The 20,384-nt window shown below is 73.3% G+C and carries 18 protein-coding genes and 2 pseudogenes; 14 read left to right on the top strand and 6 right to left on the bottom strand.

The annotated features are described in order from the left end of the window. Positions 1 to 25: 25 nt before the first annotated feature. Complete coding sequence (locus ABGB05_RS33080) at positions 26 to 658, bottom strand: TIGR03085 family metal-binding protein (protein ID WP_347657891.1); 633 nt, start codon at positions 656 to 658, stop codon at positions 26 to 28. Positions 659 to 861: 203 nt separating this feature from the next. On the opposite strand from ABGB05_RS33080, the gene ABGB05_RS33075 reads away from it, so the two are divergent. Both ABGB05_RS33075 and ABGB05_RS33070 read left to right on the top strand, forming a co-directional pair. After that, the gene (locus ABGB05_RS33075; RefSeq protein WP_347657890.1) at positions 862 to 2,928 is read left to right on the top strand and encodes an ABC transporter ATP-binding protein; all 2,067 of its coding nucleotides are present in this window, start codon (positions 862 to 864) and stop codon (positions 2,926 to 2,928) included. Positions 2,929 to 3,001: 73 nt separating this feature from the next. Continuing rightward, complete coding sequence (locus tag ABGB05_RS33070; protein ID WP_347657889.1) at positions 3,002 to 4,795, top strand: ABC transporter ATP-binding protein; 1,794 nt, start codon at positions 3,002 to 3,004, stop codon at positions 4,793 to 4,795. Positions 4,796 to 4,862: 67 nt separating this feature from the next. On the opposite strand, the gene ABGB05_RS33065 is transcribed toward ABGB05_RS33070, so the two are convergent. Beyond that, a complete protein-coding gene (locus ABGB05_RS33065) occupies positions 4,863 to 5,318 on the bottom strand; it encodes a hypothetical protein (RefSeq protein WP_347657888.1) in 456 nt (151 codons plus the stop codon). 183 nt (positions 5,319 to 5,501) lie between these two features. Here ABGB05_RS33065 and ABGB05_RS33060 point away from each other — a divergent pair. Together ABGB05_RS33060 and ABGB05_RS33055 are read left to right on the top strand one after the other, a co-directional pair. After that, positions 5,502 to 6,107, top strand: a pseudogene (locus ABGB05_RS33060) (DUF2470 domain-containing protein); the annotation flags it as partial. A 426-nt stretch (positions 6,108 to 6,533) separates the two neighbouring features. Beyond that, complete coding sequence (locus tag ABGB05_RS33055) at positions 6,534 to 7,298, top strand: SDR family NAD(P)-dependent oxidoreductase (protein ID WP_347657887.1); 765 nt, start codon at positions 6,534 to 6,536, stop codon at positions 7,296 to 7,298. Between the two features lie 54 nt (positions 7,299 to 7,352). Here ABGB05_RS33055 and ABGB05_RS33050 read toward each other — a convergent pair whose 3' ends face one another. The 3 genes from ABGB05_RS33050 to ABGB05_RS33040 are packed head-to-tail and all read right to left on the bottom strand — an operon-like array spanning position 7,353 to position 9,529. Beyond that, on the bottom strand, positions 7,353 to 7,997 hold the full coding sequence (locus tag ABGB05_RS33050; protein WP_347657886.1) for a TetR family transcriptional regulator: 645 nt from the start codon (positions 7,995 to 7,997) through the stop codon (positions 7,353 to 7,355). A gap of 36 nt (positions 7,998 to 8,033) precedes the next feature. Further along, positions 8,034 to 8,789, bottom strand: coding sequence for an ABC transporter permease (locus ABGB05_RS33045; protein WP_347657885.1), 756 nt, complete (start codon positions 8,787 to 8,789; stop codon positions 8,034 to 8,036). Then, entirely contained in the window at positions 8,786 to 9,529 is a 744-nt protein-coding gene (locus ABGB05_RS33040; protein WP_347657884.1) for an ABC transporter ATP-binding protein, read from the bottom strand. Before ABGB05_RS33040 ends, ABGB05_RS33045 begins: the two co-directional genes overlap by 4 nt. Before the next feature lie 130 nt (positions 9,530 to 9,659). Between ABGB05_RS33040 and ABGB05_RS33035 the strand changes: the two genes are divergently transcribed. The 5 genes and pseudogenes from ABGB05_RS33035 to ABGB05_RS33015 all read left to right on the top strand — a co-directional run bounded on the left by ABGB05_RS33035 (position 9,660) and on the right by ABGB05_RS33015 (position 13,952). After that, entirely contained in the window at positions 9,660 to 10,121 is a 462-nt protein-coding gene (locus tag ABGB05_RS33035; protein WP_347657883.1) for an aldo/keto reductase, read from the top strand. A gap of 69 nt (positions 10,122 to 10,190) precedes the next feature. Then, positions 10,191 to 10,880: pseudogene (locus ABGB05_RS33030) on the top strand (nucleotidyltransferase domain-containing protein); the annotation flags it as partial. A 231-nt stretch (positions 10,881 to 11,111) separates the two neighbouring features. Beyond that, positions 11,112 to 11,501 (top strand): phosphoribosyl-AMP cyclohydrolase, encoded by a 390-nt coding sequence (gene hisI, locus ABGB05_RS33025; RefSeq protein WP_347657904.1) that lies wholly within the window; start codon positions 11,112 to 11,114, stop codon positions 11,499 to 11,501. 22 nt (positions 11,502 to 11,523) lie between these two features. Then, positions 11,524 to 13,245 (top strand): anthranilate synthase component I, encoded by a 1,722-nt coding sequence (locus tag ABGB05_RS33020; RefSeq protein WP_347657882.1) that lies wholly within the window; start codon positions 11,524 to 11,526, stop codon positions 13,243 to 13,245. Beyond that, a complete protein-coding gene (locus ABGB05_RS33015; protein WP_347657881.1) occupies positions 13,242 to 13,952 on the top strand; it encodes a Trp biosynthesis-associated membrane protein in 711 nt (236 codons plus the stop codon). Before ABGB05_RS33020 ends, ABGB05_RS33015 begins: the two co-directional genes overlap by 4 nt. Here ABGB05_RS33015 and ABGB05_RS33010 read toward each other — a convergent pair. Continuing rightward, positions 13,945 to 14,226 (bottom strand): hypothetical protein, encoded by a 282-nt coding sequence (locus ABGB05_RS33010; RefSeq protein ID WP_347657880.1) that lies wholly within the window; start codon positions 14,224 to 14,226, stop codon positions 13,945 to 13,947. The two genes, ABGB05_RS33015 and ABGB05_RS33010, sit on opposite strands and share 8 nt — an antisense overlap. Positions 14,227 to 14,616: 390 nt before the next feature. Between ABGB05_RS33010 and trpC the strand changes: the two genes are divergently transcribed. The 5 genes from trpC (at position 14,617) to ABGB05_RS32985 (ending at position 20,334) form a co-directional block, all read left to right on the top strand. Beyond that, on the top strand, positions 14,617 to 15,480 hold the full coding sequence (gene trpC / locus ABGB05_RS33005; protein WP_347657879.1) for an indole-3-glycerol phosphate synthase TrpC: 864 nt from the start codon (positions 14,617 to 14,619) through the stop codon (positions 15,478 to 15,480). A 16-nt stretch (positions 15,481 to 15,496) separates the two neighbouring features. Further along, a complete protein-coding gene (trpB, locus tag ABGB05_RS33000; RefSeq protein ID WP_347657878.1) occupies positions 15,497 to 16,735 on the top strand; it encodes a tryptophan synthase subunit beta in 1,239 nt (412 codons plus the stop codon). Then, positions 16,735 to 17,595, top strand: a complete 861-nt coding sequence (gene trpA, locus ABGB05_RS32995) for a tryptophan synthase subunit alpha (RefSeq protein ID WP_347657877.1) — start codon at positions 16,735 to 16,737, stop codon at positions 17,593 to 17,595. The genes trpB and trpA overlap by 1 nt, the downstream gene beginning before the upstream one ends. Positions 17,596 to 17,839: 244 nt before the next feature. Then, the gene (gene lgt, locus ABGB05_RS32990; RefSeq protein ID WP_347657876.1) at positions 17,840 to 19,117 is read left to right on the top strand and encodes a prolipoprotein diacylglyceryl transferase; all 1,278 of its coding nucleotides are present in this window, start codon (positions 17,840 to 17,842) and stop codon (positions 19,115 to 19,117) included. A 17-nt stretch (positions 19,118 to 19,134) separates the two neighbouring features. Next, entirely contained in the window at positions 19,135 to 20,334 is a 1,200-nt protein-coding gene (locus ABGB05_RS32985) for an NAD(P)/FAD-dependent oxidoreductase (protein WP_347657875.1), read from the top strand. Positions 20,335 to 20,384 lie beyond the last annotated feature (50 nt).

The following is a 20,384-nucleotide window of genomic DNA, read 5'->3' as shown; positions in this document are numbered from 1 at the left end:
CGCGTGCGCCGGTCCTGCTGGGGGGTCAGATTCCGAGCTTTGCGGTCCGCAGCCGGTCGGTGAGGGCGGCGGGACCGACCAGCTGCACCCGGGCGACCCGCTGGCGGCCGAACAGGAACATGGTCAACTCGGCCGGCGAGCCGACCAGCCGGAGCTGATCCCCGCCGGCCCCGACCGTGGCCTCGCCGTGGTTCGGCGGCGCCTGGACGAGCAGCGCGGCCGGGAATCGGCGCAGCGACATCCGGGCCAGCGACGGTATCCGTTTCCAGAGCGCGGCCTGGTGGTCCTCGGGCAGCTGCCGGGGTTGCCAGCCGGGCTCGGCGCGGCGGACGTCCTCGTAATGGACGAAGAACTCGGTCAGGTTGGCCAGTTCGTCGACCGGCGGCAGGCTCAGCGGGCTCCACCGGGGGCGGTGCCGGACCAGGTCGACGAGCTGCGGGTACGGCCGGGACGCGAACTCCTGCAACACCCGTTCGGCGTGTCCGCGCAGCGGCCGGAGCAGGATCCCGGCGGCCGCGTCTGGCCGGCGCTCCCGGAGCACCAGGTGGGCGGCGAGGTGGCGGGTGGCCCACTCCGGGATGATCGTCGGTGCCTCCGGACCACGGGCGAGGAGAAGGTCGGCCAGTGCGTGACGCTCCGAATCCGCGTACCGGGGCATGTGCCTGATCCTAGGCCGATCTTCGGGCGATCGTGTCGGGCTGTGTGACGGCCAACACAATCCGCGCCCGACTGTCCTCCGTCGAGCCGGTCGGTTCGTCACGGGCGCCGCCGATCGGTAAGGATGATCTGGACGAAGAACGCTTACGCCGGCGCCGGCCCGAACGCGCCGTGCCGGGCGATCACGGTGACGCGGGGGAAACTGTGGCGGGTGGGACGAGCCGGGACGTGCTGGCCAAGGGAATCCGGATCCTCGGCTACGCGATCCGGGACGAACCCCGGATCTTCACGATCGCCGCTGCCGGCAGCGTCGTCTACAGCCTGCTCATCGTCGCCAGCGCGTACGTCGTCGGCGCGGTGGTCGGCAACGTGGTGGTGCCGTCGCTGGAGCGGGGCGAGGCGGACGTCGGTGCCGTCGCGCTCGGCGCGGCCGCGCTGCTGGCGGTGAGCCTCGGCCGGGTGCTGGGCATGTTCGGCCGCCGGATCGGCGCCGGATACATGCAGTACCGGCTGCAGGCGAGCTACCGCCGCCGGGTCACCCGGCGCTACCTCGAACTGCCGCTCGCCTGGCACCAGCGGCACGCCACCGGCACCCTGCTCTCCAACGCCAACTCCGACGTCGAGGCGGCCTGGTTCCCGATCGCACCGCTGCCGTTCGCGGTCGGCACCCTGGTGATGCTGGTCGCCGCGATGGCCTCGCTCTTCGTCACCGACTGGGTGCTGGCCCTGGTCGGTGTCGCGATCTTCCCGGCGTTGTTCGCCCTGAACGTCGTCTACTCCCGGCGGATGGCGCCCCGGCAGTCCCGCGCCCAGCAGATGCGGGCAGAGGTCAGCGCCATCGCCCACGAGAGTTTCGACGGCGCGCTGGTGGTCAAGACCATGGGCCAGGAGGCCCGGGAGACGGCCCGGTTCGCGGCCCAGGCCGGCGAACTGCGGGACGCGCTGATCTCGGTCGGTCGGCTGCGCGGGGTCTTCGACCCGATGCTGGAGACCCTGCCGAGCCTCGGCACCCTGGCGGTGCTGCTGGTCGGCGCGGTCCGGCTGAGTCAGGGCGCGGTCACCATCACCGAACTGGTCAGCGTCGCGTTCCTCTTCACGGTGCTGGCCTTCCCGGTCCGGGCGATCGGCTGGGTGCTGGCCGAACTGCCGCGCAGTGTCGCCGGCTGGGAACGGCTGCAGACCGTGCTCACCGCGACCGGCGAGATGCCGTACGGCGACACGACCCTGGACCGGGCCGACGACCGGCCCGCCACCCTGGACTTCGACCGGGTCAGCTTCAGCTACCCGCCGGGGGAGTCGGCCACCGTCGCCGTGCCGGCCGACCCGGCGCCGCCGACCGCCGAACCCGCCGCCCCGGTGCCCGCCCCGGCACCGCCCGCAACGGCGTCGGGCACCGGGCCGGCACCGGTCGGCACGCCGGTGCTGCACGAGGTGTCGTTCACCGTGCCACCCGGCCGGACGGTCGCGCTGGTCGGTCCCACCGGTTCCGGCAAGTCGACGATCGCCGCCCTCGCGGTCCGGCTGGTCGACCCCGACACCGGCACGGTGACCCTGGACGGGGTCGACGTCCGGTCGCTGACCGCCGCCTCGCTCTCGGCCAACACCGCCCTCGTCGCCCAGGTGCCGTTCGTCTTCGACGACACCATCCGGGAGAACGTCACCCTGGGCCGGGACGGCATCGGCGACGAGGACGTCTGGGCGGCTCTGCGGCTCGCCGAGGCGGACGGCTTCGTGTCGGCACTGCCGGACGGGCTGGACACCGTGGTGGGGGAGCGGGGTGCCGCGCTCTCCGGGGGACAGCGGCAACGCCTCACCCTGGCCCGCGCCCTGGCCGGTCGGCCCCGGCTGCTGGTACTCGACGACGCGACCAGCGCGGTCGACCCGAGGGTGGAGGCGGCGATCCTGGCCGCGCTGCGTGGCGGACGCACAGCCACGCCGGAGACCGGGCGCCCGGCCGACGGGACTTCCGCCACGCCGGACGGCGGTGCCGGTCCCGACGGCGGTGCCGGTCCGCTCAACCCGGCCACCTCGATCCTGGTGGTGGCCTACCGCCGGGCGACCATCGCGCTCGCCGACGAGGTGGTCTACGTCGAACACGGCCGGGTGGTCGGGCGGGGCACGCACAGCACGTTGCTGCGGACCACCCCCGGGTACGCCGCCCTGGTCACCGCGTACGAACGGGCGGAAGCCGAGCGGGAACGGGACCGGGAGGACGCGCGGACCATCCTCGACGATCCGACGGACCGGCAGGACCAGGAGGTGGGGGCATGAGCGAGCGGAGCGAGCGAATCGGCCAGTTCAGGTTGACGGCTCATGACGCCGACGAGCGCAGCGAGGAGGCGGCATGACCAGTACGACGGTGAGCGCACCCGGGACGGAGCGGACCGAGACCACCTGGCACACCCTGCGTCGTGGCCTGGCCCTCTCCCCGGAGCTGCGGACCGGACTCGCCGGCACGCTCGCCCTGGCCCTGGTCTCGATGGTCGGCCGGGCCGCCGTACCGGTCGCCATCCAGCAGGGCATCGACCGGGGACTGCGGGCACCCGGCGGACCGCACCTGGACGTGGTCGCCTGGGTGGTGGCGGCGACCGCCGCCGTCCTGCTGGTGACGACCGTCTGCGGCTACCTGATGATGCGCCGGCTGTTCACGGTCAGCGAGACCGCGCTGGCCGGGGTCCGGGTCCGGGCCTTCCGGCACGTGCACGACCTGTCGACGCTGCACCAGCAGGCGGAGCGGCGCGGGTCCCTGGTCTCCCGGGTCACCAGCGACGTGGACCAGATCACCCAGTTCCTGCAGTGGGGCGGGGTGATCCTGCTGATCAACGTGGGCCAGGTGGTGGTGACCACCATCGTGATGGCGGTCTACTCCTGGCAGCTGACCCTGGCGGTCTTCGCCGCGTTCGTACCGGCCGCGCTGGTGATCCGGCTGTTCCAGAAGCGGCTGGCGGCGGCGTACGGGGTGGTTCGGCAGCGGATGGGCGCGATGCTCGCCGCCGTCTCGGAGAGTGTCGTCGGGGCGCCGGTGATCCGGGCGTACGGCGTCGCGGGGCGGACCGCCGCCCGGCTGGACCGGACCATCGACGGGCAGCGCCGGGCCCAGCAGCGGGCGATCCGGACCAGCGTGATCAGCTTCTCCACCGGGGAGATCGCCGCCGGGCTGGCCCTGGCCGGTGTGGTGCTGCTCGGGGTCCGGCTGGGCGTCGACGGGACGATCGGCATCGGTGAACTGACCGCGTTCCTCTTCCTGGTCACCCTCTTCATCCAGCCGGTGCAGATCGCGACCGAGGTGCTCAACGAGGCGCAGAACGCGATCGCGGGCTGGCGCCGGGTGCTCGACGTACTGGACGTGGAGCCGGACGTGGCGGACCCGGGGGAGCAGGGGGTCGAGCTGCCGCCCGGGCCGATCGACATCCGGTTCGCCGACGTCGGCTACCGCTATCCGGGCGGCCCGCCGGTGCTGGTGGACGTGGACGTGGAGATCCCGGCCAAGACCCGGGTCGCGGTGGTCGGGGAGACCGGCAGCGGCAAGACCACCTTCGCGAAGCTGCTGACCCGGCTGATGGACCCGTCCACCGGGGCGGTGCTGCTCTCCGGCGTACCGCTGGACCGGGTCCGGTTCGCCTCGCTGCGCTCCCGGGTGGTGATGGTGCCGCAGGACGGGTTCCTCTTCGACGCGACGGTGGCGGAGAACATCCGGTTCGGCCGTCCGGAGCTCTCCGACGACGACCTGGCCCGGGCCATGGTCGAACTCGGTCTCGGCGACTGGGTGGCCGGCCTGCCGGCCGGGCTGGCGACCCCGGTCGGGGAGCGGGGCGAGGCGCTGAGCGTGGGTGAGCGGCAGTTGGTCGCGCTGGCCCGGGCGTACGTCGCAGACCCGGACCTGCTGGTGCTGGACGAGGCGACCAGCGCGGTCGACCCGGCGACGGAGGTACGGCTGCAGCGAACCCTGGATGCGGTGACCCGGGGGCGGACCACGGTGGCGATCGCGCACCGGCTCTCCACCGCCCAGGCCGCCGACGAGGTGATCGTGGTCGACAAGGGTCGGATCGTGCAGCGTGGACCGCACGACGAGCTGGTCCGGGATCCGGAGTCGACCTACGGCCTGCTCTACGCCTCATGGTTGGAGCAGACCAGGTGAACGTCCGGTCGCGGTCGGGACCACCGGTGACACCTGTCGCGGTCCGCCCGTCGGTGTCGTCCGCCCGCTACGCGGGTCCGAGGCAGAAGAGCACGTCGACGTAGTCCGACCGGCCGGCCCAGTTCGAGTAGTGGTATTCCGTGTAGTCGGCGCTGTCCGCCTGGCAGATGGCGTCCGCCTCGGCCTCGTCGGAGATCTCCTGCTCGATCCGGCCGAGTACGCGTAGCGCGCCGGCGGCGTCGCATGCCGCGATCCTGAGGATCGGGCTTTCGGCGGTTCCGACGTTCGCGGCGCACTGTCCGGGCTGGAGGAAACCCTCGTCGCCGTTGGCGAGCCGAACGGGAGGCGTCTCCTGGACGGTGGAGGTGGTCGACGTCGGGACGGCCCGGGGTGGTTCTGCCGGGTCGAAGCGGTCCGCCAGTTCGAACAGGCCGACGATGAGGCCGACGCCGGCGCCGATCACGGTGAGCCAGAAGGCGACCCGCGTTGCCCGTCCGCGACCCGACACGCCCTGGTCCGCCATCGTGCCTCCCGGTGCCCCGCGGTCACCGTTCGGGGCGATCGACAATGGTCAGCCCATGCTCACACATCTCGACGCGGGTCGGTTCGGTCGGTGGGACCGGCCGGGATACCGGGATGGACGATGATGAAACAGTAGGTTAGCCTGCCCTAACTAAGGTCAGCCTAACCGCTGGAGGTTGTCGTCATGCAGCCCAGCCCCGCGGAGGTGGCCCGCACCCTGGCCGCCGGTCGGCTCGCCGGTACCGCCCAGGTGGCGTACCGGCCGGGGCCGCACCAGGTCCGGCACGCCACCGACCCCTCCGGGCGGGTTCTGCTGCTCGTCTCGGTGGTCAGCGACCTGGCGGCGGCGCTGCGACCGGCCGGCGCCGTCGGGCAGCCGGCCGGCCCGTCCGGCATGGCCGGGCATCCGGCTGGTGGTGGTCGGGCTGCGGCGGTGGTCCTCGACGTGCGGGACCTGCCGCCGTCCGCCGGCGCGCCGTCGCTCGGCCGGCTGCGGATCTCCGGCTGGGCCCGGCCGCTCGGCGGCGACGCGGCCCGCCGGGCGGCGGTCGACTTCGCCGAGGTGGTACCGACCGGTGACCTGCTCGACGTCGGCCAGCGGTTCACGCTCTACCGCTACGAACCGGCCGAGGTTCGGCTGGACCGCGGTGACGTCCGGTACGACATCGACCCGATCGAGTACGCCGCCGCCGAGCCGGACCCGCTGCACGAGCGGGAGGCCGACCTGCTCGCCGACCTCGCCGAGCACCACGGACCGGAGATCGTCGCCTTCGTCCGTCGACAGCTTGGCGGCGCGCGGACCCGGTCCGACCGGAGAACCCGTTGAACCTCCAGACCGGCTGACCGGGCGTCCATGCGCCCGCTGTCGGACACCCGGCGCACCGCGGAGTGCCGGCCGTGTCGGCGCTACCCGCCCGGTTGTCGGATCTCTGCCGCCCCGTGCCGGCCTGCCCGACATTCGCCGCCGTACGCCGCCCCGGGTCGTCTCGCCTGGTTGACCGGATCGTCCCTGGTTGAGTGGCCTGTCCCTGGTCTGTCCACCGGTGACGGGGTAACCGCAGCGCAGCGTCGCGAGTAGTAGTTGACGCGTCAAGCAGGAGCTATGCTTGACGCGTCAAGTACAGGGGGTCGCGGACCCACGAGGTGGCGCGTCCCAGGCGCCCGCCCGGACCGGCTGACCAGCCGTCCGGGTGGAGCGCGGACCAGGGAGGTTTCCATGGGAACGCTGGACGGCAAGATCGTGCTGATCACCGGGACCGGAGGAGGCGTGGGGCGCGTCGCGTCACAGCTCTTCGCCCGGGAGGGCGCGAAGGTGGTCGGCATCGACATCCAACCCGCCGGCAACAACGAGACCGTCGAACTCGTCCGTGGCGCCGGTGGGGAGATGACCGGCATCGCACCGGTTGATCTCACCGATCCGGACCAGGTGCGGCAGGCCGTCGAGGAGGCGGCGGCGGCCTACGGCGGACTCGACGTGGTCTACAACAACGCGGCCGCGCTCCGGTTCGGGCCGATGCCCGACTTCTCGGTCGAGGACTGGCGGGCGACCATCACCGGCGAACTCGACATCCCGTTCTTCGTGTCGAAGTTCGCCTGGCCGCACCTGGTCCGGCGGGGCGGCGGTGTCATCATCAGCGCCGCGTCGATGGCCGGCATGATCGCCGGCCAGGTCCCGCCGATGATCGGGCACGCGGCGGCGAACGCCGGGATCATCGGGATGACGCGGCAGCTCGCGCTCGAGGGCGCGCCGCACGGGATCCGTGCGGTGGCGATCAGTCCCGGACCGATCCTCACCCCGGCCAGTGACCGCGACCTGGGAGACGACCGGGCCGCCCGGGACGCGATCACCGCCAAGACGCTGGTCAAGCGTTTCGCCCGGCCCGAGGAGGTCGCCGAACTGGTGGTCTTCCTCGCCTCCGACCGTGCCGCGTACATCACCGGCGCCAACTACGCGGTCGACGGCGGCGCGACCGCCTGGTGAGTGGTCAGGTCCGCCGGTCGCTGCGGCCCGCCGGCCGGGCCCGTCGGTCGCCGGTCAGGCCGCCCCGGAGTGGCCCGGGAACGTTCCTGCGACGTCCCCGGCCGGTCCGGAGAGGTCGCCGGTGAGGTAGCGCTGCACGGTCGGGGCGATGGCGGCGACGACGACATCCGGCGAGGCCGAGGCGAGCGGTTCCAGCCTGAGGATGTAGCGGGCCATGGCCAGGCCGACCAGTTGGGAGCCGACCAGCGATGTCCGCAGCGGAGCCTCGGCGGGGTCGATCTCGAGCAGGCTGGTCGCCCGGCGGAAGATCTGGGTGACCACGAACTCGCGTAGCAGGCGGGCGGTCCACTCGTTGTTCACCGCCGACCGCATCAGCGCGGCTCCGGCCGTGCCGGCGGGCGAGTCCCAGACCCGCAGGAACGTCCGGATCAGCCGCTCCCCGGCCCGGGTCACGTCTCCGGCGGCGATCTGCGGGATCAGCTCGTCCGGGTCGAACGGGATGTTGATGGTCGCCCGGAAGAGCTGCTCCTTGGTGCCGAAGTAGTGGTGGACCAGCGCCGGGTCGACCCCGGCGCTGGTCGCGATCGCGCGGATCGAGGCGCCGTCGAAGCCGCGTTCGGCGAAGGTGTCCCGGGCAGCAGCGAGGATCGCCTCCCGGGTGTCAGGGTTGCCGGGTCGCCGTCCGCTCCGTCGTGCCATCGCCGTCCTCGTGCTCGGGTCCTTCCCGCCCCGGCCTCAGCCGGTGCGGCGGCGCAGCGTGGCCGCGCCGAGCGCCAGGGCGATGATCGTCGCCCCGACCACCACGGCCAGGTCACGCCACATGATGGTGGTCGGTTCGGCGTAGCGGCCGACCTCCTGCAGGGCCTGGACCGCGTACGACAGCGGCAGCACGTCGCTGGCCGCCTCCAGCCAACCCGCCATCTGGTCGCGGGGGACGAAGAGCCCGCAGAGCAGGAGCTGCGGCACCACCACGACCGGCATGAACTGTACGGCCTGGAACTCGGTCTGCGCGAAGGCACTGCAGAGCAGCCCGAGCGCGACCCCGAGTACGGCGTTGACCACCGCGATCAGCACCACCAGGCCGGGACTGCCGGCGGTGTCCAGGCCGAACAGCCAGTACACCGCCGCGGTGGCCAGACCTGCCTGCACCGCGGCGGCCAGCCCGAATGCGAGACCATACCCGAACAGCAGGTCGAGTTTGCCCAGTGGCGTGGTGAGCAGCCGTTCGAGGGTGCCGGAGGTACGCTCCCGCAGCATCGCGATGCTGGTCACCAGGAACATCACCACAAACGGGAAGACCCCGAGCATGACCAGGGCGATCCGGTCGAAGGTCCCGGGCTGGCCCGGCGGGGCGGGCTGGTCCGCGAGCATGAAGTACAGCAGGGTCAGCAGCAGCGTGGGCACCACGACCAGCAGGGCGATCGTCCGCCGGTCGTGTCGCAGTTGCCGCAGGATCCGCCCGGTGGTGGCGGCGAGGATGGGCAGACTCATCGGACACTCTCCCCGACCTCGGCCGGCACCGTCTCGTTCGCCCTGATCAGCTGCAGGAACGCCGCCTCGAGGTCGTCGGTGCCGGCGGTGGCGCGGACCGTCGCCAGAGTGTCGTCGGCGATCAGTCGGCCGTCGCGGATCAGCAGCAGCCGGTCACAACGGGCCGCCTCGTCCATCACGTGGCTGGAGACCAGCAGGGTGCGGCCCTCGGCGGCCATCGCCCGGAACATCTGCCACAGCTCGGCCCGGAGCACCGGGTCCTGGCCCACCGTGGGTTCGTCGAGGATCAACAGCTCCGGGCGGCCGACCAGGGCACACGCCAGCGAGGCCCGGCTGCGCTGGCCGCCGGAGAGGGTGCCGACGAGCTGACCGGCAGCCCCGGCCAGCCCGACGTCGCGGACCGCCCGGTCCGCCTCGGCGGCGCCGAGACCGTGTAGGCGGGCGAAGTAGCGGGCGTTCTCCCGGACCGTCAGGTCGGGGTAGACGCTCGGCGCCTGGGTCAGGTAGCCGACCCGGTGCCGTAGCCGGGGGACACCGGCCGGCTCGCCCAGCACGGTGACCGTGCCACCGGTCACCACCTGCACGCCGACCAGGGCACGTAACAGGGTGGTCTTTCCGCTGCCGCTCGGCCCGAGCAGGCCGGTGACGCTGCCGCGGGGGATCGCGCAGCTGATCCCGTGCAGCACGGGTCGCCCGCCCCGGCGTACGACGAGGTCGCGGACCTCGATCGCGTTGTCCATGGATCCTCCTTCCTAGATCTCAACGGTTGTTGAAATCAACGGTAGTTGAATTTTCGGCCCCCCACAATCCGGGCTGGCCCCGTCGGTCCGGGCTTGACTTCGAGTGCACGCGAACTGGGAGGCTGGCCCGGTGACGAGCACTGCTGACGAGACGACCCTGACGGTTGGCGCGGCCGCCGCCGAGGTCGGGCTCACCGCGTACACCCTTCGCTGGTACGAGCAGGAGGGCCTGGTCGAGCCGGTCGGGCGCGACTCGGCGGGACGGCGGCGCTACACCGGCGCCGACATGCGCAGGCTGACGCTGCTCACCCGGCTGCGGCGGACCGGGATGCCGGTCCGCGACATGCGGCGGTACGCCGAGCTGGCTCGGCGCGGCGACCAGACCCGTGCGTTGGCCTGGTTGCTCGCCCAGGGCGACGACGTCCTGCCGATTCCCGGTACGAAGCGGGTCCGGTATCTGGAGGAGAACGTGGCGGCGGGCGAACTCACCCTCTCGCCGGACCAACTCGCCAGGCTCACCGCGTCGGTGCCGCCGGCGGCGGTCGCCGGGGAACGGTATCCGGAGCAATCAAAGCGATTTCTCAGACATTAGACTCGAAACACCCAGTGAGCGCACGATCGGGCGTTGCTTCATGATCCCTGGCTGGGGCACGATGACGCCGTGGATCACGTTCCGTTACTACAACTCGGCTTCCTGGACGACTGGACGGATCGGCTGCGCCGGTTGTCCGGCCCGCCCGTGGTGGGCGTACTGCTCCGGGGCAGCCACGCCCGGGGCACCGCCACGCCGTACAGCGACGTGGACATCGATGTGCTGGTCAGCGGCGGGCCGTACGTCGCGCACCCGGCCTTCCTCGTCGAGGCCGGCGACCGGTTGATCCATCTCTCGGTCGCCGTCCGGGACGTCCTCTCCTGGCTCGAGCGCCTCGACCAGCCCGCCGAGTGGTCCTTCGGACTGCCGGTCGTCGCGCCCACACGGTTACTCTGGGCAAGCGATGACTGGCGATCGTCCGTCGCCCGTACCGAGATCCGGCAGCGCCCGGGCGTCCCGGAACTCGAGGACGTCGTCGCCGCGCTGGGCAAGGTGAGCGCGGCCTGTGCCACCGCTGACGAGTTCGGCGCCCGGTTCGCCGCCGCCGAGCTGGCCCGGCGCTGCCCCTCCGTCGTCCGGCTCGCCAACCCGACGGTCACCGTCGCCAGCCGGCGGGCCGCGCTCAGCGCCGCGCTCGACCTGCCCGTCGCGCCCGTCGGCTACCGCGCCGACATGGTGACCTGCCTCGGGCTGGACACCACGACCAGCCTGCCCCGGCTGCGGGCCGCCGCGGGCCGGCTGGTCGTCGGCGCGGTCGAGCTGGCCCGCCCGTACGCCGACGAGCTGGTCCCGATGATCGGGACGGAGTTGGCGGACGCGCTCCGGGACGGCCGGCTCGACCGGTACGTCCACCAGTTGGCCTCGACCGAGCCCTCGGCGCCCACCCCGGGGCGGGACGGGTGGACGGCACCGGGGCCCCGTGCGGAACAATCAGGAACTGTGCGCGTACCCGAACTCTCCCCGGCGGTCCCGGTAACCGCTCCCGGACCGGTGCCGGACGGCCCCGCGCGACCGTCCGCGCTCGACCCGGCGATCGCGGCCCGGCTGCGCCGCAACCCCGACGGCCTGGTCACCGCGGTGGTCCGGGCCCACGACTCGGGCGAGGTGCTGATGGTCGCCTGGATGGACGACGAGGCGCTGCACCGCACCCTCACCACCGGCCGGGCCACCTACTGGTCCCGCAGCCGGCGGGAGTACTGGGTCAAGGGCGACACCTCCGGCCACCACCAGTACGTGCGCACGGTCGCCCTGGACTGCGACGGGGACGCGGTGCTGGTCAGCGTCGAGCAGGTGGGTGCGGCCTGTCACACCGGCAACCGGACCTGCTTCGCCGACGAGTTGCCGGTGACCGCGGCCACACCGGCCGGCCCGACCCGATGACCACACCTGGGACGGTGACCCGATGACCACCGGAGCGGTGAGCCCGGACGAGGCGACCTTCCACGAACTGGCCCGGACCCGGCGGGTGGTGCCGGTGGTCCGCCGGCTGCTCGCCGACGGCGAGACCCCGGTCGGGGTCTACCGCAAACTGGCCGGTGGACCCGGCACGTTCCTGCTCGAGTCGGCCGAGCAGGGCGCCGGAGCCGCCGGCATCGCCTGGTCGCGCTACTCGTTCGTCGGCGTACGCAGCGGCGCCACCCTGGTCGAGCGGGACGGCCGCGCCCACTGGCTGGGTACGCCGCCGCAGGGGGTGCCGACCGACGGTGACCCGATGGCGGTGCTCCGGGCCACCGTCACGGCGCTGACCGGGCCGACCACGCCCACCGGTGGCACCGGCCCGTTGCCCCCGCTGACCGGCGGCATGGTCGGCTACCTCGGCTACGACGTGGTACGCCGGATCGAGCGGCTGCCCTCGCTGACCGAGGACGAGCTGGGCGTGCCCGAACTGGGCATGATGCTCGCCACCGACCTGGTGGTGCTGGACCACTTCGACGGCTCGGCGATCCTGGTCGCGAACGCCGTCCTGCCGCCGACCGACCCGACGACGGCCGACCCGACGACGGCCGACCCGACGACGGCCGACCCGACGACGGCCGACCCGACGACGGCCGACCCGACGACGGCCGACCCGACGACGGCCGACCCGTCGCCGGCCGCGCCCGCCCCGGACCCCGCCGGCCGGGTCCCGACCGGCGACGTGCCGCCGGACCGGGCCGCCCAGGTGACGGCCGCCTACCACCAGGCGGTCGGGCGGCTGGACGCGATGACCACCGCACTGTCCCGGCCCAACCCGCCGATGATCTCCATGGTCGACCGGCCGGCGGTGGGCGAGGTGGTCAGCCGTACGCCGGCGGGTGAGTTTCCGAAGGCGGTCGAGGTCGCCAAGGAGGCGATCCGGGCCGGTGAGTGCTTCCAGATCGTGCTGTCCCAGCGTTTCGAGCGGCAGACCGAGGCCGACCCGCTCGACGTCTACCGGGTGCTGCGGGCCACCAACCCGAGCCCGTACATGTACCTGCTGCGCTTCGACGACTTCGACATCGTCGGCTCCTCACCCGAGGCGCACGTCAAGGTCACCATCGGCGAGGACGGGGAGCGGCGGGCGATGCTGCACCCGATCGCCGGTACCCGGCCCCGGGGCGTCGACCCGGCCGACGACGGCCGGCTCGCCACCGAGCTGATCAGCGACCCGAAGGAGCGCTCCGAGCACGTCATGCTCGTCGACCTGGGCCGCAACGACCTCGGCCGGGTCTGCCGACCGGGCACCGTCGAGGTGCCGGAGTTCGCCACCATCGAGCGGTACAGCCACGTGATGCACATCGTCTCCACGGTCGTCGGCACGCTGCGCGAGGACCGGACCGCCTTCGACGCGCTGGCCGCGACCTTCCCGGCCGGCACCCTCTCCGGCGCGCCCAAGGTACGGGCAATGGAGATCATCGAGGAGTTGGAGCCGGTACGGCGCGGCCTGTACGGCGGCACCGTCGGCTACTTCGGGTTCGGCGGTGACCTGGACATGGCGATCGCGATCCGGACCGCGCTGTTCCGCGCCGGCCGGGCGTACGTGCAGGCCGGTGCGGGGATCGTCGCCGACTCCGACCCGGCCGCCGAGGAGCGGGAGACCCGGAGCAAGGCGGCCGCCGTGCTGGCCGCGATCGCCGCCGCCGAGACACTCCGGTCGGCCCGGTGAGCGGCCCGATGGGCGGCACCGATCCCGCCGCCGCCCAGGCCAGCGGTACCGATTCCGCCGCCGCCCAGACCACCGGCACCACCAGCGGTACCAGCATCAGCGAGGCCGGCACCGGCAGCGCCGACACCGGTGGCGGACCGGAGCGGGCCGGCCGGCGCGCGCTGACGTACGCGGTCCTGCTCTGCCTGCTCGGAGCCGGCCTGGCGGTCTTCGCGGCGACCCGGACCTGGGGGGTCGAACTCACCCCACGGCCGGCGCCCCTGCCGCCGATCCGGACCGTGCGCACCGGCGGTGACCTGCTGCCCTGGCTGCCGGCGCTGGCCCTGGTCGGGCTGGCCGCCGCCGGCGCGGTCCTCGCCACCCGTGGCCTCGGTCGCCGGCTGGTCGGCGTGCTGCTGGCTCTGGTCGGTGCCGGTCTGGTGGCCGGCGGGGGATACGGCGGGTTCGGTCCCACGTCGGACGGGATCTCGGTCGGCTGGCCGGTGCTCTGCGCCGTCGGCGGCCTGCTCGCCACCGCCGCCGGTGTGGTCACCGCGGTACGCGGTGCGGGCTGGCCGGTGATGGGGGCCCGTTACGAGCGGGCCGGCCGGGGCGGCGGACCGGCGAAGGTCGGACCGGCCCCGGAGGCACCCGGCCGGCTGGAGGGCCGGCGGACCACCGCTGCCTGGGACGCGCTCGACCGGGGTGAGGACCCGACGGTCAGCTGACCGGCTGCCGCCACCCGCGTCGCTCGGCGGCCCGGTCGCTCCGGGCGGGCGGCGTGGCGGCGAGCGCGGCCACCAGCGCCGCGACCTCGGCCCGCCGGTGTGCCCGTTCCCGGTCGGCGCAGATCGCCTCCCAGGCGTTGCCCCGGGAGGTCCGGATCCGGGTCTCGCCCACCATCGCCCGTTCCACGCTCTGCACCATCGTGACGGCGACCGAGAGAACGGTCCGCGGAATGCTGATCAGGTCGATGGTCGAGCCCGGTTTCGTCACGCTCATGTCTTCCCCGTACGACGATCGATCCGACTGGCCGACGGCGCCCCGCGACCAGTGTGCCCGAGGTTGATGGTGCCGATGTGGTGTTTCCGCCGGGTCACCCCGAGATCAACGGTTCCGTCCATGGGCATCCGCGGCGTCGCCCTTCCATGGTCTACCGGACGGACCGTCCCGAGCGGTCCCTGCTCGATTGAGTTGCGTCACAGCGGGTGAGAATCGGCCGCCATCACTCGGGAACGGCCGGTTCGACGATGGCGGAGCGTGATCTTCTGCTCACAAAGGTCCGGCATTATGCCCCAGGCCATCTCGTGAAGCACGCCATACCCCCGACGGCGTCCGCCCCGTGGCGCCGCCTAGCATCGGCGCATGACACCCGGAGAGGGGAGTCCGTTGGTGACTGCTGAGCATCCGCACGCGGAGGGGGGCGACGCCGCGCCGGCCGCGTCCGCCAATGTCCTCGACGAGATCCTCGCGGGAGTCCGGGAGGATCTCGAGCGCCGGCAGCAACAGGTCCCGCTGGAGCAGGTGAAGCAGCTCGCCGCAGCGGCCCCACCGCCGCTCGACGCGTACGCGGCGCTGCGCCGGCCCGGCGTGGCGGTGATCGCCGAGGTGAAGCGGTCGTCGCCGTCGAAGGGGCAGCTCGCCGAGATCGCGGATCCGGCGGACCTGGCCGGCGACTACGCCGCCGGCGGGGCCCGCTGCATCAGTGTGCTGACCGAGGGCCGGTGGTTCGGCGGGTCCCTGGCGGACCTGGCGGCGGTCCGGGCCGCGGTGAAGATCCCGGTGCTGCGGAAGGACTTCGTCGTCTCCAGCTACCAGGTGCACGAGGCCCGGGCACACGGTGCCGACCTGGTCCTGTTGATCGTCGCTGCCCTGGAGCAGAACGTGCTGGTCGGGCTCCTCGAACGGATCGAGTCGCTCGGCATGACCGCGCTCGTCGAGGTGCACGACGAGGAGGAGGCCGACCGGGCGCTGGAGGCCGGGGCCCAGGTCATCGGGGTGAACGCCCGCAACCTGCGTACCCTCGAGGTCGACCGGTCGGTCTTCGAACGGATCGCGCCCGGACTGCCGAACAGCGTCGTCAAGATCGCCGAGTCCGGGGTACGCGGTCCGCACGACCTGATCCGGTACGCCTCGGCCGGTGCCGACGCCGTACTGGTCGGTGAGGGACTGGTCACCCAGAAGAGCCCCCGGGAGGCGGTGGCCGAGCTGGTCAACGCCGGCAACCACCCCGCCACGCCCCGCCCGGTGCGATGAGCACGAGGAGGTCGGCATGACCGCGCCGTCCCTGACCACCGGTACCCCGGTGCCCGACGCCGCCGGCCACTTCGGCCGGTACGGCGGCCGGTTCGTCCCCGAGGCGCTGGTCGCCGCGCTCGACGAGCTGGACGTGGCGTACCGGGAGGCGCTGGCCGACCCGACCTTCCAGGCCGAGTTCGATCGGTTGCTGCGCGAGTACGCCGGCACCCCGTCCCTGCTCTACCGGGCCGAACGGCTCTCCGAGCGGGTCGGGGCCCGGATCCTGCTCAAGCGGGAGGACCTCAACCACACCGGGGCGCACAAGGTCCGCAACGTCCTCGGCCAGGCGCTGCTCACCAAGCGGATGGGCAAGCCCCGGGTGATCGCCGAGACCGGCGCCGGGCAGCACGGGGTGGCCAGCGCCACCGCGGCCGCGTACCTCGACCTGGAGTGCGTGGTCTACATGGGTGAGGTGGACACCCAGCGGCAGGCACTGAACGTCGCCCGGATGCGGATGCTCGGCGCCACCGTGGTCCCGGTCACCGCCGGCTCCCGCACCCTCAAGGACGCGATGAACGAGGCGATGCGGGACTGGGTCGCCAACGTCGACCAGACCCACTACCTGATCGGCACCGTCGCCGGGCCGCACCCGTTCCCGGCCATGGTCCGGGAGTTCGTTCGCGGCATCGGGGTCGAGGCCCGCCAGCAGTGCCTGGAGCTGACCGGCGGACTGCCGGACGCGGTCACCGCCTGCGTCGGCGGTGGCTCCAACGCGCTCGGCATCTTCCACGCCTTCGTCCCCGACGACGAGGTCCGGCTCTACGGCTTCGAGGCCGGCGGCGACGGGGTGGAGACCGACCGGCACGCGGCCAGCATCACCGGCGGCTCCTCCGGCGTGCTGCACGGCACCCGGACCTACGTGCTGCAGGACGAGGATGGACAGACGATCGAGTCACACTCGATCTCCGCCGGACTCGACTACCCGGGCGTCGGACCCGAGCACGCCTGGCTCAACGACCTCGGCCGGGCCCGGTACGAGCCGGTCACCGACGCCGAGGCGATGGACGCCTTCCAGCTGCTCTGCCGGACCGAGGGGATCATCCCGGCGATCGAGAGTTCCCACGCGCTCGCCGGCACGCTGCGGATCATCCCGGCGCTCACCGCCGAGCTGGGCCGCGAGCCCACCATCGTGGTCAACCTTTCCGGCCGGGGTGACAAGGACGTGCACACCGCCGGGGCGTACTTCGGCATCCTCGACGGGGAGCAGTCGTGATGGGCGACGTTGCGGGCGCGGTGACGGCGCCACAATCGCAGGGCACCCCGGCGGAGCGGAGCATCGCGGTCGCCTTCGGCAAGGCCAGCGCGGAGGGCAGGGCCCTGCTGATCGGTTGCATGCCGGCCGGCTTCCCGACCGTGCCGGGCAGCATCGCCGCGATGACCGCGATGGTCGAGGCCGGCGTCGACGTGATCGAACTGGAGATCCCGTACTCCGACCCGGTGATGGACGGTCCGGTCATCCAGCGGGCCAGCGACATCGCCCTGGCTGGCGGCGTACGGGTCGCCGACGCGCTGCGGATCATCGAGACGGTCGCCGCCACCGGAGCTCCGGTGGTCACCATGACCTACTGGAACCCGATCGAGCGGTACGGCGTCGACTCCTTCGCCCGGGACCTCGCCAACGCCGGCGGCACCGGGCTGATCACCCCGGACCTGATCCCGGAGGAGGCGGCCGAGTGGCTGGCCGCCTCCGACGCGTACGGGCTGGACCGGACCTTCCTGGTCGCCCCGTCGTCGACCGACGAACGGCTGGCGATGACCGTGGCGCACTGCCGGGGCTTCGTCTACGCCACCGCGCTGATGGGCGTCACCGGCGCTCGGGAACGCACCTCGGACGCCGCCCCGAGGCTGGTCGGCCGGGTTCGGCAGGTCACCGACCTGCCGGTCGGGGTCGGTCTGGGCGTCGGCACCGGGGCACAGGCCGCCGAGGTCGGCCGGTACGCCGACGGCGTGATCGTCGGTAGTGCGTTGATCCGTACCCTGCTGGACGCGCCGGACCAGGCGGCGGGCCTGGCCGCCCTGCGGACGCTCAGCGCCGAGCTCGCCGAGGGTGTACGGGCGGTTTCCGCCGCCTGAGCCGGGTGGGGTGGGGCCGGGTGCCCCGCTCTGGGCGGTCAGGCTTGATCCCGTCGCGGGGCACCCGGCCCCACCCCGGGGCACGCCCGGTTCGTGTCCCGGTTCTGGCTCGTGGGTCCCATTAGGTTTCGGGTCTTCCGGGCCTGATCCGTGCAGGGTGGGGCAAACCAGACTCAGTTCGCCACCGGTTGCCAACCGGACCGGGGTGCCGCCGACCGGGGTGACGACGGTAGCCTGTGCACCCGTGACCCTCGCCTCGCTAACTCCTCAGGCGGCCCTGCCCAGTCCCGCCACCGCCGTGTGGCAGCTCGGGCCGGTGCCGGTCCGGGCGTACGCGCTCTGCATCGTGCTCGGCATCGTGGTCGCCTCCGTGGTGACGGAGCTGCGACTGCGCCGCCGTGGCGTCGCTCCCTGGGCGGTCCTCGACATCGCGGTCTGGGCGGTGCCGTTCGGCATCGTCGGCGCCCGGATCTACCACGTGATCACCTCTCCCGGGGACTACTTCGGCGAGGGTGGCGAGCCGATCCGGGCCCTCTACATCTGGCAGGGCGGCCTCGGCATCTGGGGGGCGGTGGCCGGCGGCGCGGTCGGCGCCTGGCTGGCCGTCCGGCAACTCGGCCTCCCGCTGACCCTGGTGGCCGACGCGCTGGCGCCGGGGCTTCCGCTGGCCCAGGCGGTCGGCCGGGTCGGCAACTGGTTCAACAACGAACTCTTCGGCGGCCCGACGTCCCTGCCCTGGGGGCTCGAGGTCCACCGGATGGACCCGGCGAACCCCGGGCACGCGCTCCGCGACGACAGCGGCAACCCGGTGCTCGAACCCGGGCTGTTCCACCCGACGTTCCTCTACGAGGCGATCTGGAACGTCGGCGTCGCCGGTCTGGTCTACGCCCTCGACCGGAAATTCAAATTCGGCCGGGGCCGGGCCTTCGCCCTCTACGTGATGGGCTACACCGCCGGCCGGTTCTGGATCGAGATGATGCGGACCGACGAGGCGAACCACATCCTCGGGCTGCGGCTCAACGTCTGGACCGCTCTCCTGGTCTTCCTCGGCGCGTTGGTCTACTTCGTCCGGGTCCGGGGCCCCCAGGAGTTCGTGATTCCGGTCGACGTCGCCACCGAACCGGTCCCGGCGACCGGCGGGGACGTCTCCCAGGTGGACGTCTCGCGTACCCGCCAGGCCACCGCGGTCGCGCCGAGCGGCTACCGGGTGGTGACCGAGGAGCAGTTCACGCACTACCAACGGACCGGCGAGGCCCCGCCAGAGGCGGACGGACCGGACGGTGACGACAACACCGGCGGCACCGACGGTCCGGAGACCGCCACCGCCGCCGCACCGGCCGGCGCCGAAACGCGCGCCGGTGCCGACGGACCGGCTGGCGCGGACCGCCCGGCCGAGACCGGCCCGGCCGGCGGCGGGAGCACCGTCGACTCGCCGGCTGACAACGTCGACTCGCCGACCGACAACAACGCCGATTCCCCGGCCGAGGCGACCCCCGGGCCCGCCGCCGATCGGGACCGTTGAACGGGGGCGCCGGACCGATGCGTACGGCCGTGGTGGTGGGTGCCGGGATCGGTGGGCTGGCGACCGCCGGCGCGCTGGCCCGGACTGGCTGGCAGGTGACCCTGCTGGAACGCGACGACCGGGTCAGGGCCGGCCGTACCGCGTTGGTCCTCTGGCCCAACGGGGTGCGGGCCCTGCGGGCGCTCGGCCTCGGCGAGGGACTGGCGGCGATCGCCACCCCGCTGCCCGACACCGGCGTCCGCCGGCCCGACGGCCAGTGGCTGGTGCAGCCGCGACCGGTGCCCGCCGACCGGGCCCCGGTGGTGGTGCACCGCGAGGACCTGCACGACGCGCTGGTGGCCGGGCTCGGCGACCGGGTGGAGATCCGTACCGGGGTGGAGGTGCGGGCGGTGTCGGCCGCCGACGGTGAACGGCCGAGCGTCGGCGACGGCCGGAGCACCTACGAGGCGGACCTGATCGTCGCCGCCGACGGCATCGACAGCGTGGTACGCCGCCGGATGGCTCCCGGCGCGACCGTGGTCAGCTCCGGCTGTGCGGCCTGGCGGGCGGTGATCCCCTGGTACCGGGCCCCGCAGCTGCCGTCGGACCAGCCCGTCGACGGCGAGACCCTCGGCGCCGGGTACCGCTTCGTCGCGGCGTCGCTCGGACAACGCGGATCCTCCGGCGGCTCGACCCGGGGCGGGATCTACTGGGTGGCGACCGCGGCCGGCGCCTCCCGCCCGGAGTCCCCGGCGACCCAGCTCGCCCTGCTCCGCCGCTGGTTCGCCGACTGGCCGGCGCCGATCGCCGAGCTCCTTGCCGCCACCGAGCCGGAGGACCTGGTCCAGCAGGAGGTCCGGGAACTACGACCGCTGCCCAAGACGTACGGCTTCCCGGCCGGCACCGGCGGGATCGTGCTGCTCGGCGACTCGGCGCACGCCATGCCGCACCACCTCGGCCAGGGCGCCTGTCTGGCCCTCGAGGACGCCGCCACCCTGCAGGTGCTGGTCCGGGATGCGATCCCGGGTGCTCCGCTGCGGGAGGCGGTCGAGACGTACAGCCGGACCCGACGGCCCCGGGCCGCGACGGTGGTCCGGCAGACCCGGCGGATGTCGGCGGTGCTGCAGGCCCGGGGCCGGTTGGCGCTGCGGGCGCGGGACGCGGCGCTCGGCACCATCACCCCCCGGTTGATGGGCAGCGCGGCGAGCGCCGCCGCCCAGTGGCATCCGCCGTCCTGACCGGCCCGGTGATCTCTCCGGTCGGGTCGTCCCGGACCGGGGCGGGCCAG

It is taken from the genome of Plantactinospora sp. B5E13, assembly GCF_039871775.1.
Taxonomy (GTDB): Bacteria; Actinomycetota; Actinomycetes; order Mycobacteriales; family Micromonosporaceae; genus Plantactinospora.
Note: the sequence above shows the minus strand (reverse complement) of the source record. Positions and strands in the feature narration are given on the sequence as shown.

Excerpts from the sequence above, each read along its gene's own strand:
- ABGB05_RS33080 (WP_347657891.1), bottom strand. The coding sequence starts at position 658 with ATGCCCCGGTACGCGGATTCGGAGCGTCACGCACTGGCCGACCTTCTC.
- ABGB05_RS33070 (WP_347657889.1), top strand. The coding sequence starts at position 3,002 with ATGACCAGTACGACGGTGAGCGCACCCGGGACGGAGCGGACCGAGACC.
- ABGB05_RS33065 (WP_347657888.1), bottom strand. The coding sequence starts at position 5,318 with ATGGCGGACCAGGGCGTGTCGGGTCGCGGACGGGCAACGCGGGTCGCC.
- ABGB05_RS33055 (WP_347657887.1), top strand. The coding sequence starts at position 6,534 with ATGGGAACGCTGGACGGCAAGATCGTGCTGATCACCGGGACCGGAGGA.
- ABGB05_RS33050 (WP_347657886.1), bottom strand. The coding sequence starts at position 7,997 with ATGGCACGACGGAGCGGACGGCGACCCGGCAACCCTGACACCCGGGAG.
- ABGB05_RS33045 (WP_347657885.1), bottom strand. The coding sequence starts at position 8,789 with ATGAGTCTGCCCATCCTCGCCGCCACCACCGGGCGGATCCTGCGGCAA.
- ABGB05_RS33040 (WP_347657884.1), bottom strand. The coding sequence starts at position 9,529 with ATGGACAACGCGATCGAGGTCCGCGACCTCGTCGTACGCCGGGGCGGG.
- ABGB05_RS33020 (WP_347657882.1), top strand. The coding sequence starts at position 11,524 with ATGACCACCGGAGCGGTGAGCCCGGACGAGGCGACCTTCCACGAACTG.
- ABGB05_RS33010 (WP_347657880.1), bottom strand. The coding sequence starts at position 14,226 with ATGAGCGTGACGAAACCGGGCTCGACCATCGACCTGATCAGCATTCCG.
- trpB (WP_347657878.1), top strand. The coding sequence starts at position 15,497 with ATGACCGCGCCGTCCCTGACCACCGGTACCCCGGTGCCCGACGCCGCC.
- trpA (WP_347657877.1), top strand. The coding sequence starts at position 16,735 with ATGGGCGACGTTGCGGGCGCGGTGACGGCGCCACAATCGCAGGGCACC.
- ABGB05_RS32985 (WP_347657875.1), top strand. The coding sequence starts at position 19,135 with ATGCGTACGGCCGTGGTGGTGGGTGCCGGGATCGGTGGGCTGGCGACC.